This is a genomic window from Faecalibacillus intestinalis (genome assembly GCF_015097455.1).
Taxonomy (GTDB): domain Bacteria; phylum Bacillota_I; class Bacilli_A; order Erysipelotrichales; family Coprobacillaceae; genus Faecalibacillus; species Faecalibacillus intestinalis.
This window is the reverse complement of sequence record NZ_AP024085.1, coordinates 1,762,636-1,776,136: the sequence shown is the minus strand read 5'-3', so window position 1 is coordinate 1,776,136 and position 13,501 is coordinate 1,762,636. Positions and strand designations below refer to the sequence as shown.

Genomic DNA, 13,501 nt, shown 5'->3' with positions numbered 1-13,501 from the left:
AATAAAGGAAATTAGGGGGATTATATATATGTATGAATTAATATCAAATTTAATTCTTTATGGGAATTTACCAGAGGATGAAATTTTAGTACAACTTGCTAAGTTGTTATCAGATGATGAAAAATCAAATCATGAACTTCGTCAAGAAATTTATGGTCAGATAAAAAGATTATTAGAACTTGCAACTCAATATGGATTTAATGATAATTTATGGCATAATTATTTGACTTATTTATTAATGACAAATGAAAATCCATTTAGTATGACTTGTGAAAAACAAGGGGCAAGAGAAGGTACGGTCAATCATTTTGCTTTAAATGATTTTAAAGTATTTTATGATCTTTTCCATTATGATTTTAGGAGTATTGAAAAAGAATTAAATATTGATTGTTTTTCAACTCTTGCTAATTATAAAGCTTTATCAAAACCAGAATTGATGTACAATAAGAATGTTTCTTTAAAAGTCCAAGAACTTTCTAAAAAATTAGAAGAAACAAAAAATGAACAAGAATTCTTTGATGTTGTAACGCAATTCTATAAAGATTATGGAGTAGGTATGTTTGGTTTAAATAAAGCCTTTAGAATTGCGACAAGTCATGAAAACTATGTAGAATTAAAACCAATTAATAATATGGATGAAGTTGTTTTAGATGATTTAGTTGGTTATGAAATTCAAAAGAAAAAGTTATTAGATAATACTGTAGCTTTTGTTGAAGGAAGAAAAGCAAATAATGTTTTACTTTATGGGGATAGTGGAACAGGTAAATCAACAAGTATTAAAGCAATTGTAAATGAATTTTATGAACAAGGTCTAAGAATGATTGAAATCTATAAACATCAGTTTAAAGATTTATCAAATATTATTGCGATGATTAAAAATAGAAATTATCGTTTTATTATCTATATGGATGATTTATCATTTGAAGAATTTGAAATTGAATATAAATTTTTAAAAGCAGTAATTGAAGGTGGAGTTGAAACAAAACCTGAAAATATTCTTATTTATGCAACAAGTAATAGAAGACATCTTATTAAAGAAAACTGGTCTGATCGTAATGATGTTGTTCAAGAAAATGGAATGCATCAATCAGATACGATGGAAGAAAAACTTTCTTTAGTTAATCGTTTTGGAGTTAAAATCAATTATTCTAAACCAATGAAAAAAGAATTCAATCATATTGTTTTAGAATTAGCTCATAAAAATAATATCCAAATGGATGAAAAAGAATTATTATTAGAAGCGAATAAATGGGAACTTTCTCATGGTGGAACATCAGGAAGAACTGCTCAACAATTTATCAATTATATTTTAGGATTGGAGGAATAAATATGGAAGCTATTCAAGCACTTACAACTCGAAGAAGCTGTCGTAGTTTTAAACAAGAACAAATCAAAGATGAAGAATTAAAAACTATCCTTGATTGTGGTTTAAATGCCCCAAGTGGTAAAAATAAACAATCAAGTAAAATTGTGGTTGTTCAAAAACAAGAAGAAATCAAAGAACTTTCAAAACTCAATGCGATTATTTTTGGAAAAGATGTTGATCCTTTTTATGGTGCACCAACAGTATGTTTTATCTTTGTACCAAAAGATGAAAGTAATGGTGTAAAAGATGGTTCTCTTGTTATTGGTGCTATGCAAACAGGAGCATATGCATTAAACATAGGTTCTTGTTGGATCAATCGTTGCAAAGAAATGTTTGAATTACCTGAAGGAAAGAAATATTTAGAAAAATGGCATTTAGAAGACTATGAAGGAGTAGGTTGTTGTATTTTAGGGTATATAGAAAAAGCATTACCTGAAAAAGTGATTTTAGAAAATCGTGTAATTAAAGGATAGGTGATAAATATGGATGATAAAGTTTATGAATTTGTTGAAGATCAAACAATGACCATGCAACAATATATTAATAACATTTTTAAATGGATGGTGATTGGTGTTTTAACAACTTTTTTAACAGCATTTGCTTTAGAAAGAACCTCTTTTATGGCACATGCTGGTGTATTACCTTTACTTCTTGTAGTTTTTCAATTTGCGGTGGTCATTCGTTTAAGTAGACATTTAATGACTATGAAACCAGCAACAGCTAAAGCTCTTTATATAACATATTCTGTTATTACGGGCATTACTTTTTCTTATGTGATTTCTAGTTATACAGGATTTACAGTTTCTCTTGCTTTTTTAGTGGCGGCTATTTATTTTGGAGTTTTAGTTATTTTAGGAACGGTTGTTAAAATGGATCTTACAAGGATTGGAACATTATGTTTAACAGGATTATTTGTATATCTTATTTTTGCAATCATTGTAATGATTTTTAATCTTCCTGTAGGTTCATTAATTATGCCACTTATTTCACTTGCTTTATTTGCTGGTATTACAGCTTATGATATGCAAAAATCATTACAATTATATCACAGAGCTTCTTCTAATAAAGAAATGTTAGAAAAGATCAGTATTTATGGAGCTTTTAATCTTTATTTAGATTTTATGAATATTTTCTTAGATATTCTACAATTATTAGGTGATAATAACTAAAGAGCGAAAGCTCTTTTTTTTGATTTCTAAATCCCTTATAATAGTTTTCATATGGAGGAAATATGAAAAAACTTATTGGAAATAAAAACTTTTATAAAATGGTATTAGCGATTTGTATTCCTATTGTGATACAAAATGGTTTTACCAATCTGGCAAGTTTATTAGATAATATTATGATTGGTCAACTTGGAACACTTTCTATGTCAGGTGTTTCTATTACTAATCAATTGTTACAAGTGTTTAACGTAACAATTTTTGGAGCAATGTCAGGACCAGGTATTTTTATGGCACAATTTTATGGAAAGAAAAATAAAGAAGGGGTCGAAAATTGTTTTAGAATTAAGTTAATTATTGGTTTAATTATTACAATACTCGCTATTTTCTTATTTTATACTTTTGGTAGTCAGCTCATTTCTTTATATCTCAATGATAGTCCTAGTGATAGTTTAAAAACGTTAAACTATGGGATGAATTATCTAAAAGTCATGCTCATAGGACTTATACCTTTTGTCATAACACAAGTTTACTCTTCATCCCTTAGAGAAACAGGAAATACGGTTTTACCTATGATTGCCAGTGTAGTTGCAGTCATTGTTAATTTTTGTATTAACTACATATTAATCTTTGGACATTTTGGATTTCCACAATTAGGGGTTTCAGGAGCGGCGATTGGTACTGTTGTTTCTCGTGTGGTTGAAATGTGTATTAATATTGTAGGTGGATATCGTAATGTCTATTTAAAAGAAGCGATGGTGTTAAAGAAAGTACCACTTTCTTCAACAAAAGAAATGTTGAAAAGAGGATTACCTCTTTTATGTAATGAAATTCTTTGGTCAATATCAATAGCTTTAATTTCCCAAAGTTATTCGACAAGAGGAATTATAGCGGTAGCTGCCATTAACATAACAACAACAGTAACAAACTTCTTTATGATCGTATGTTATGCTATGGGTAACTCTATTTCTATTGTAGTTGGTCAACAACTTGGAGCAGGAGAAATTGAAAAAGCCAAAGATTACGATTTAAAAATGTTATTTATGAATTTTGTGATGTGTTTGGCTATAGGTATTGTATTATTCAATGTTTCATCACTCATACCACAAATCTATAATACTTCATTAGAAGTAAAAGCTTTAGCCTCTCAACTTTTAAAAATTGCGGCATGTATGTTACCAATTATTTCTATTTATTATAGTAGTTATTTTACAATGCGAGCAGGAGGTAAAACTTTTCTAACCTTCTTATTTGATAGTGGTTATACTTTTGTTTTTACTTTCATGAGCGCTTTATTACTTACCCGTTTAACATCATTACCAATATTGACTATCTATCTACTAGTTCAATGTGTTGATATTCCTAAAGCAACACTTGGTCTTGTTCTTGTAAGAAAGGGTATATGGGTACATAATATTGTAAGTGATCTCTAAAATATTTTTTTTAAAATGAAAATATGATATATTTTCTTTAGAGAATCCATGCTTTAGTTGGATTAAATCGGAGAACCAGAGCCATAGTTGGATAAGCAGAGAGATTTCTCTGCTTTTTTATATAATAAAAGAGGACTGTTGAAGCTATAATTTAGCTTTTCAGTCCATTAAAATATGTTATTTTTTCACAATACGATAATAAGCTTTAGAAGTGATTAAATAAACAATCGTATAAATAATAATTAAACTTATAATACAACTGATTGTAGAAATAAAATAGACATTTTCATTACATAACAATAAACCGTTTAATACCTTTAAAATAAGCGGATAAGCAAATAATAAATGAATAATTGCAACAATTAATGGGACAAAGAAGAAAATAAGTACTTGAAACTGGATTGTTTGTTTAACTTCTTTTTGTGACATACCAACATTTTGTAAGATTTCAAATTTATTTTGATCTTCAAATCCTTCAGAAATTTGTTTATTGTAAATAATGATAATGGCTGCTACTAAAAACATAATTGATAAGAAAATACCGATAAAGAGAATGCTTCCATACATTTCATAGATAAATTCTTGATCTTCAATCCCATTTTGAGTAGTAAAATAATAATTCTTTTCACCAAGTTGACTATAATCTATTTTTATAAGTTGATTTGTAACATTCTTAACAACTTCTTTTGATGCATTGAAACCAATAAAGAATATTTGTGGTTTTAATTGATATTGATCAAGATTATTTTGATTCATAATAATAGTTATAGCATTAAAAGCATAACTATTACCAGTTTGAACTTGACGATTTTTGATTTGATCTTTAATGACATAAGAATTGCCATTTAAAGAAAGAGAACGGTAATTATATTTTCCATAACTATAGAGATAGATTTCATTTTTATCTAAAGAAAGGTTTTTATCAAAATAATGATTATAATCTTCTAAAGAAACAAGGTTGATGCAAGAAAGATATTTATAATCATAATCATCAAGTTTAGCATGATTCTTTTTTAAACTTCCAGAATACTCATAAACAGGTAAAGCATAAAGAGAATCATATTTTTCATTCTTCAATAATTCTTTTGTTTTATCAAAAACATAACTTGGATTTTTAAAGCCATTCAACTTAATATTACCAGCCATATAACATTGACGGTCTATACTATCTTGAATTCCATTATATAAACAGATTGTTGAAGAAAGAGTAACCAAAACACAAGTACATAAAATACAAATATTTGCTAGTCCGACCGCATTTTGTTTCATACGGTATAAAAGACCAGAAATAGAAGTAAAGTGTGTTGGTTGATAGTAAAAGTTTCTTCTTGATTTTAAGAATTTTAATAAAGCAATACTTCCTGCTGTAAATAAACTATAAGTTCCTAGCATGACTAAAATAACTGCAACAAAGAACAAAGTCATTGCTTTCATTGGATCAGTGATAGATAAGGCAAGGTAGTAACCAGCTCCTAAAGTAATCATTCCAAAAAGCGTTAAGATTATTTTTGTTTTAGGTTCTTTTTCACCAATGTTTTGTCCTTTTAAAAGTTCAATAGGATTACTTCTTACAACAATAGTAATATTGTATATTAAAGAAATTAAGAAAATGATACTAAAAATAATAATGGTTTGTATAAAAGCGTTCAATGAAAAGTTTAAAGAAAATTGAACACTTTTATGAATCAATCTTAAGATAATAACCGATGTTATTTGCGAAAGAAGAACACCTATTAAAATACCTGATGAAAGAGAAATAAGGGCAATAATGAGTGTTTCTAGAAACATCATCGAACGTATATTTCTTTTTTCCATCCCTAAGATATGATAAAGACTAATTTCTTTTTTTCTATTTTTTATAACAAAACTATTGGTATAAAGTAAAAATATAAAAGAGAAAATACTTATTACACCACTGCCTAATCCTAAAAACATCGTCATTTCTTGATGATTTTTTAAAGTAGGACTTTGTCCAATATTTCTAACAATAAAATATAAGGCAATAGAAAAGATTGTTGAAACAAAATATGATGTATAAAGCTTCTTATTCTTTTTGATATTTCCTAAAGCCAATTTCAAATAAAATTTCATATTATTGACCTCCTGAAAGAAGCATTGTTAGAGTATCGCTAATAGCTTGATACATTTCTTGATTAGACATATCTCCTTTATAAAGTTGATGGAAGATTTGTCCGTCTTTAATAAATAAGACACGACTGGCATAACTAGCTGCTTTACTACTATGAGTAACCATTAAAATTGTTTGTCCACTTTGATGAATTTGATCAAAAATAGATAAAAGTTGATCGGTTGATTTTGAATCAAGAGCACCTGTGGGTTCATCGGCTAAAATAATTTTAGGATGGGTAATTAAGGCTCTTGCAACCGCAACTCTTTGTTTTTGACCACCAGATATTTCGTAAGGATATTTTTCTAATAAATGATTAATTCCTAATGGTCTTGCAAGTTTTTCTAGTTTTGGTTTCATTAAAGCATAGGGTTCTTTGGATAAAACAAGGGGTAAATAGATATTGTCAGCGACATTAAAAGTATCTAATAAGTTAAAATCTTGAAAAACAAAGCCAAGATTATCTCGTCTAAAAGCTGAAATATGTTTATCAGAGATTTTTGTAAGATCTTTTCCATCTAATAAAACCTCTCCACTTGTTGGTTTATCTAATGAAGCAAGAATATTTAAGAGTGTTGTTTTTCCACTTCCAGATTCACCCATAATGGCGATATATTCTCCTTCTTCAACATCAAAAGAAACATCTTTTAAAGCTTCTACCTTTTGGCTTGAAAAACGCGTTGAATAAATTTTTTGTAAATGTTTAACGTTTAATAATGACATTTTTGTGTCCTCCTTTTTACACACTTATTGTATTCTACTTCTAAAATATGACCTATCGATTTATCTTACAAGTAAGTAAAATAATCTTACATTTTTGTAAGATTATTCAATAAATATTTCTTTTTTACTAAAATCAAGACAAACAGTTGTTCCTTGATTTACTTTTGATTCAATAGAAATCCAATGACCCAATTGATTAAAAATATTTTTACATAAATAAAGACCTAAACCACTGGCTTTTTTATCATTTCTTCCTTGAAAACCTGTAAATCCTTTTTCAAAAACACGTGGCAGATCACTTTCTTTAATACCAATACCACTGTCTTGAATATAAAGCTTTTCACCTTCATTATAAAAAGTAATACTTCCTTCTTTCGTATATTTTAAAGCATTAGAAAGAACTTGTTCAATGACAAAACCACTCCATTTTTCATCTGTTAAGATTTGTAGGTCTTTAATTTGATAATCTACTTTTAAATTTTTTTGAAAGAAAAAGAGTGATTGTTTTTTGATTTCTTGACTAACAAGATGATCTAAAGAAACTTTTTGAAAAGAAAGATCATGGTGAATAGAATCTAAACGTACATATTGTAAAGCCATATTGACATATTGTTCTATTTTTAAAAGTTCTACAAGCATTTTTTTATCTGGGTAATCATTTTGAATGATGAGTTTTAATCCAGCAATAGGAGTTTTGATTTGATGGACCCATTTTGTATAATAATCTATCGTGTTATTGTATTTTTGTTGATTTTCTTGTTTAAGTTGAAATATCTTTTTTTGTAATATTTGAAGCATTTCTTGATACATTTTTTCTTCAAGATAGCTTTCTTGAGGTAAATTATCAAACAATTCAGGATTGTCTTTTAAATAAATCAAATATTGATGATGTTGTTTGTATTTTCTATAATCAAGTAAAAAATAAAGAAGGATGATAGAAAAATAGAGACTTAACATATAAATAATTAAATCTGAAATCATTTGACATATCATTAAAACAACAAAAGTACATAAGACAAACAACAAATAAAGAAGATAGACGGGATATGTTTTCTTTAAATAGTCTTTAAACATAATAAATAACCTAAGCCTTTCTTAGTATGAATAAAATCATGTAAACCAATATCCTCTAATTTCTTTCTTAAACGATTCATATTAACACTTAAAGTATTATCATCAATAAATTGGTGATCATCCCATAAATGATTCATTAAATCAATACGAGAAACAATCACTTCCGCATGTTCAAATAAATATTCTAAGATTTTTAATTCATTTTTAGTTAGAATAAGTTCCTTTTGTTGATAAGTGATTTTCCCAGCTAAGATATCTAAATGAACATCTTGATAAGTTAACAAATGAAAATCTTTAGAAAAACTATAAGTTCTTCTAAGAATCGCTTGTAATTTAGCTTGTACAACCTGTAAATCAAAAGGTTTATTAATAAAATCATCACCACCCATATTCATTGCTAAAACAATATTCATATTTTCATTAGCGGAAGAAATAAAAACAATAGGGACTTGTGAGATTTTCCGAATTTCTTGACACCAATAATAACCATCAAAAAAAGGAAGATGGATATCTAATAAAACAAGATCAGGTTGAAACTCTAAAAATTCATCTAAAACATGTTCAAAATCTTCTATATATTGAACATCATAATGATATTTTTCAAAATGTTTTTGTAAGCCTTTTGCGATAATAAAATCATCTTCAACAATTAATAATTTATACATAAGATCACCTTCTTTTAATATTATATAGAAAATCATGCAATTCGTCATCTTACATTTCTGTAAGATATGTTATAATGAAAAGCGATTGGGGGATATAAAAATGATTTTTGAATATGATGAAAATAATTTGGAAAAATTTGAAAACTTTAAAGGTGGCGAAAAATACATTGAAGCAAAGATGTATTTCGATGGTCTAAATCGTTTTATGATTGGACATATTCCAACTGGTGGAAGTGTTGGAGAACATGTTCATGAAACAAACAGTGAGGTGATTTATGTCATCTCTGGTAATGGTTATGTTATTTATGATGGACAAAGAGAAGAACTTCATAAAGGAAGTGTTCATTATTGTCCTAAAGGTCATAAACATACAATGGTCAATGATCATGAAGAAGACCTTGTTTATTTCGCAGTTGTACCTGAACAATAATTCTTGATTATTATCAAGAATTTTAATTTTTGGATGAAAAAATGTATAATGAAAAAAGAGGTGAGGACGATGGATTCTTTTTTAAAAGAGATTGATACAGAACTTTTAAAGAGATGGTTGTTGAATCAAAATGAAGATGATTGGGATGTCAAAGAAGTAAATGATAATATTGTGATTGAAACAAAATATGGTTTAGGATTCATTAATTTTTATCCTGATTGTATTATTGAACTCGATGTTGAAAATAAGGTGACTAAAGAAAAAGTCTTCTTTATTCATTTTCAAATGAATAATTTTCATCACGCTTTAGGTTTACTTTATGACATGCGTCTTTGTTTACAAAGGTTGACAACTTCTAAAAAAACAAAAGTACTTCTTTCGTGTACAAGTGGACTTACTACAGGTTTCTTTGCGGAAAAATTAAATGAGGGTGTACAGCTTCTAAATAAAGATTTTGAATTTAATGCTGTTTCTTATGGAAATCTTTATGACATGGCGAAAGATTATGATGTTATTCTACTAGCACCACAGGTATCATTTCGTTTATCTGAAGTAGAAGGAGTCTTAAAAAATAAGCGTGTTTATGCTTTATCACCTGCATTATTTGGAAAATATGATGTGGGAAATACGATTACTTTTTTAGAAGATGAACTTTATAAAGAAAAAGAAGTTCAAAGTCAACAAGAAAATCCTTTACCTATTAAACAAATGTTGAAAGCTCATCAACAAGTTTTAGCACTTGCTTTTATTCAATTAGATCAAAAAGTAAGACTTGTAAGTCGTCTTTATGATGAAAATAATATGATTTTAGAAGATTTTGAAGTCTATAAAAACACTATTTCAGTCGATGATATTGTTGATTTAATTAATACGATTTTATATGGATATCCTGATATAGAACTCATTAGTCTTTCACTACCTGGGGTTGTTTATAATGGGGTAGTAACTTTAAAAAAATATGGCTTGAATGAATGTCATTTACAAGCTTTTCTTGAAGAAAAATATAGTCAAAAGATTGTCATTAATAATGATGTTAATACAATTGTGATGGGATATTTTGCTTCACAAGATGACTATGAATCTGTTTCATTCCTTTATCAAGCACGTATTGGTGGAACGGGAGGAGTAGGACATATTCATCGAGGACATTTAATTAAAGGAAGGCATAATGTTGCGGGTGAAATTCAGTATTTACCGATTTCTTTTAGTGAGAATTATCAAGAAATCAAAAAAACTCCAGAAGGAGCTCTTGAATGGACAATGAAGTATTGTTTAGGGATTACTTCGATGGTGGCACCGGATGCAATCATTATTTATAATCGGTTGATTTCTAAAAGTGATGATGTAAAAAAAGAAATGGAAAAATATATGCCAAAGAGTTATATCCCTGATTTGATTAAGATTGAAAGCTTAAAGGAATATATGTTGATTGGATGTATTTTATTAGGGTTAAAAGAAATGTAAGAGGTATCTTTGAAAAAAGATATCTTTTTTATATTTATTTTTGACAACTGTCTTGTCAGGTGTAAACAAAAGGAGTATACTCTCCTCGAGAAAAGGGAGAAGTTATATGGATAATATAGAAAAAATTAAAAAGTTAAAAGAAGAAAAAAAGGCGATTATTTTAGCACATTATTATGTAGATGAAGAAGTGCAAAAGATTGCTGATTATATTGGGGATTCATTTTATCTAGCCAAAGTAGCCAGCCAAACAGATGCTGATCGTATTGTTTTTGCAGGAGTTGAGTTTATGGGGGAAAGTGCAAAAATATTAAATCCTGAAAAAAAGGTATTTATGCCAGATGCTTTTGCAGATTGTCCAATGGCTCATATGATTACAATTAAAGAAATTAAAGAAATGAAAGAAAAATATGAAGATTTAGCGGTGGTATGTTATATCAATTCAACAGCTGAAATTAAACAATATGCAGATGTTTGTGTAACCTCATCAAATGCAGTTAAGATTGTTAAAGCATTACCACAAAAAAATATTTTCTTTATACCAGATCAAAACTTAGGAGATTTTGTAAGAAGACAAGTTCCTGAAAAAAATGTGATAACAAATTATGGACATTGTCCTCGTCATACAAATATTACTTTAGAAAAATTAAATGAAGCAAAAGAAAAATATCCAGAAGCAAAAGTGGCTGTTCATCCTGAATGTAAAAGAGAAATCGTTGAAGCTGCTGATTTTGTAGGAAGCACTTCTGCCATTATTGATTATGTTGTCCAAAGTGATGCAAAAGATTTTATCATTGGGACAGTAGATGGTGTTTTCGCAAAAATCAAAGAATTAGTACCAAATAAAGAGTTACATACAATTATGGATGTTCAAGTATGTCCAAATATGAAAAAAGTAACATTAGAAAAAATTCTAGACGTTTTAGAAAATGAAACAAATGAAGTTATTTTAAATGATGAATTTATGCAAAAGGCATTAAGTCCTTTAGAAAAAATGTTAGAACTTGCAAAGTAGGTAGAAAAAATGAAAACAGATGTATTAATAGTAGGTAGTGGATGTTCAGCTCTTTATATGGCTTTACATCTACCAGAAAATTTAAATATTTTAATGGTAACAAAAAAAGAAGCTGAATTAAGTGATTCCTTTCTAGCACAAGGTGGTATTTGTATGCTTAGAAATGAAGAAGATTATGATAGTTATTTTGAAGATACCATGAAAGCAGGTCATTATGAAAATGATGTGTATTCTGTAGAATTGATGATTAAATCTTCACCTGATGTTATTCAAGATTTAATAAGTTATGGTGTTGATTTTGAAAGAAATGAAGACGGAAGCCTTGCTTTTACAAGAGAAGGGGCTCATAGCCAAAAACGTATTTTGTATCATGAAGATATTACAGGTAAAGAAATTACGAGACATTTATTAGAAAAAGTAAGACAAAAAAAGAACGTGACACTTTTAGAAAATACACCTCTTGTTGATTTGATTGTTAGAGGAAATGTTGCGCTTGGTGGTATCATTAAAAGAAATAATCAAGAAGAAAAAGTATACGCTAAAAAAGTCGTTTTAGCGACAGGTGGTATTGGCGGACTTTATAAACATTCTACAAATTATCCTCATTTAACAGGAGATGCCATTGAACTTTCTAAAAAATATCAAATTGAACTTAAGAATTTAGATTATGTACAAATTCATCCAACAACTTTATATACAACAGATCATGAAAGAAGCTTTTTGATTTCTGAATCTGTACGTGGGGAAGGGGCTATTCTTTTAGATAAAAATGGAAATCGTTTTGTCAATGAACTTCTTCCAAGAGATGTTGTGGCAGAAGCTATTTTTAAACAAATGGAAAAAGATCAAACAGATTATGTTTATGAAGATTTAAGACCAATTGGTAAAGAAGAAATCGAAAGTCATTTTCCTCACATTGTTGAACATTGTAAAGAAAAAGGATATGATGTTTTTAAAGAACCTATTCCTGTTGTACCTGCACAACATTATTTCATGGGTGGTATTAAAGTAGACTATGATAGTCATACCAGTATGAAACATTTATATGCTATTGGAGAAACAGCTTGTAATGGCGTTCATGGTAAAAATAGACTTGCAAGTAATTCATTATTAGAAAGTCTTGTTTTTGCTAAAAGAGCGGCTAAACGTATTGAAAAAAGTTTAAAGGAGAGAAATCATTATATGTTTGATCAAACAACATTAAAACTTAATGTAGATCCACTTATTATCAGTGCTTTAAAAGAAGATATTACCAGTGAAGATGTTTCTACTAATAGTGTGATGCCTTTTTCTAAAACAGGAGTTGTTGATTTGATTTGTAAAGAAGATGGTATCATTTGTGGTTTACAAATTTTTGAACGTACTTTTGAATTGTTAGATGAAGCTTGTGATGTTGAATTCTTTGCTAGTGATGGAGATCACGTAGAAAAAGGACAACTTTTAGGACGTGTTAAAGGCGATGTCCGTGTTTTACTAAGTGGGGAACGTGTTGCTTTAAATTATTTACAAAGAATGAGTGGAATTGCCACTTATACAGCGAATGTTCAAGAATATTTAAAAGATTCTTCTATTCGTTTATTAGATACTCGTAAGACAACACCAAATAATCGTATTTTTGAAAAATATGCAGTAAGAGTTGGTGGTGGACATAATCATCGATATAATTTAAGTGATGGTGTATTATTAAAAGATAATCATATTGGTGCTGCTGGTGGAGTCAAAGAAGCCATTATGCTTGCTAAAGAATATGCACCATTTGTTAGAAAAATTGAAATTGAAGTAGAAAATATGGAAATGGTCAAAGAAGCAGTAGAAGCAGGTGCAGACATTATCATGCTAGATAATATGGATGATGATATGTTAAAAGAAGCTATTGCTTATATTGATCATCGTGCTGAAATTGAAGTTTCAGGAAATGTCACAAAAGAAAACATTGCAAGACTTACAAATTTAGGAGTAGATTATGTTTCCAGTGGTGCTCTAACACATTCTGCACCAATATTAGACCTTTCATTGAAGAATTTACATGTGCTATAATATCAA

General features: G+C 28.5%; 12 protein-coding genes. 8 read left to right on the top strand and 4 right to left on the bottom strand.

The genetic code is table 11. The features are described from left to right. The first annotated feature begins 28 nt into the window (after window positions 1-28). The 4 genes from Fi14EGH31_RS09625 (at window position 29) to Fi14EGH31_RS09610 (ending at window position 3,962) form a co-directional block, all read left to right on the top strand. Window positions 29-1,327, top strand: a complete 1,299-nt coding sequence (locus Fi14EGH31_RS09625; RefSeq protein ID WP_200764743.1) for an ATP-binding protein — start codon at window positions 29-31, stop codon at window positions 1,325-1,327. Between the two features lie 2 nt (window positions 1,328-1,329). Further along, entirely contained in the window at window positions 1,330-1,839 is a 510-nt protein-coding gene (locus Fi14EGH31_RS09620) for a nitroreductase family protein (protein WP_200764742.1), read from the top strand. Window positions 1,840-1,848: 9 nt separating this feature from the next. After that, window positions 1,849-2,535, top strand: coding sequence for a Bax inhibitor-1/YccA family protein (locus tag Fi14EGH31_RS09615; RefSeq protein WP_118306465.1), 687 nt, complete (start codon window positions 1,849-1,851; stop codon window positions 2,533-2,535). A 62-nt stretch (window positions 2,536-2,597) separates the two neighbouring features. Continuing rightward, entirely contained in the window at window positions 2,598-3,962 is a 1,365-nt protein-coding gene (locus Fi14EGH31_RS09610; RefSeq protein WP_200764741.1) for an MATE family efflux transporter, read from the top strand. 177 nt (window positions 3,963-4,139) lie between these two features. Here the strand turns inward: Fi14EGH31_RS09610 and Fi14EGH31_RS09605 are convergent, their stop codons facing one another. From Fi14EGH31_RS09605 to Fi14EGH31_RS09590, 4 genes are all read right to left on the bottom strand, one after another. After that, window positions 4,140-6,053, bottom strand: coding sequence for an ABC transporter permease (locus Fi14EGH31_RS09605; protein ID WP_200764740.1), 1,914 nt, complete (start codon window positions 6,051-6,053; stop codon window positions 4,140-4,142). Window position 6,054: 1 nt separating this feature from the next. Beyond that, complete coding sequence (locus Fi14EGH31_RS09600) at window positions 6,055-6,813, bottom strand: ABC transporter ATP-binding protein (protein ID WP_117849712.1); 759 nt, start codon at window positions 6,811-6,813, stop codon at window positions 6,055-6,057. A gap of 102 nt (window positions 6,814-6,915) precedes the next feature. After that, window positions 6,916-7,887 (bottom strand): sensor histidine kinase, encoded by a 972-nt coding sequence (locus Fi14EGH31_RS09595; RefSeq protein ID WP_022002799.1) that lies wholly within the window; start codon window positions 7,885-7,887, stop codon window positions 6,916-6,918. Then, window positions 7,869-8,552 (bottom strand): response regulator transcription factor, encoded by a 684-nt coding sequence (locus Fi14EGH31_RS09590; protein WP_022002798.1) that lies wholly within the window; start codon window positions 8,550-8,552, stop codon window positions 7,869-7,871. Before Fi14EGH31_RS09590 ends, Fi14EGH31_RS09595 begins: the two co-directional genes overlap by 19 nt. 100 nt (window positions 8,553-8,652) lie before the next feature. Here Fi14EGH31_RS09590 and Fi14EGH31_RS09585 point away from each other — a divergent pair, with 100 nt between their 5' ends. From Fi14EGH31_RS09585 to Fi14EGH31_RS09570, 4 genes are all read left to right on the top strand, one after another. Beyond that, window positions 8,653-8,982 carry a cupin domain-containing protein gene (locus tag Fi14EGH31_RS09585; RefSeq protein ID WP_200764739.1) on the top strand — a complete coding sequence of 110 codons (330 nt, stop codon included), beginning with the start codon at window positions 8,653-8,655 and terminating at the stop codon, window positions 8,980-8,982. A 69-nt stretch (window positions 8,983-9,051) separates the two neighbouring features. Beyond that, complete coding sequence (locus Fi14EGH31_RS09580) at window positions 9,052-10,446, top strand: ROK family protein (RefSeq protein WP_158561394.1); 1,395 nt, start codon at window positions 9,052-9,054, stop codon at window positions 10,444-10,446. 106 nt (window positions 10,447-10,552) lie between these two features. Further along, entirely contained in the window at window positions 10,553-11,458 is a 906-nt protein-coding gene (gene nadA, locus Fi14EGH31_RS09575) for a quinolinate synthase NadA (protein WP_117849713.1), read from the top strand. A 9-nt stretch (window positions 11,459-11,467) separates the two neighbouring features. Further along, window positions 11,468-13,495, top strand: coding sequence for an L-aspartate oxidase (locus tag Fi14EGH31_RS09570; protein ID WP_200764738.1), 2,028 nt, complete (start codon window positions 11,468-11,470; stop codon window positions 13,493-13,495). Window positions 13,496-13,501: the final 6 nt, after the last annotated feature.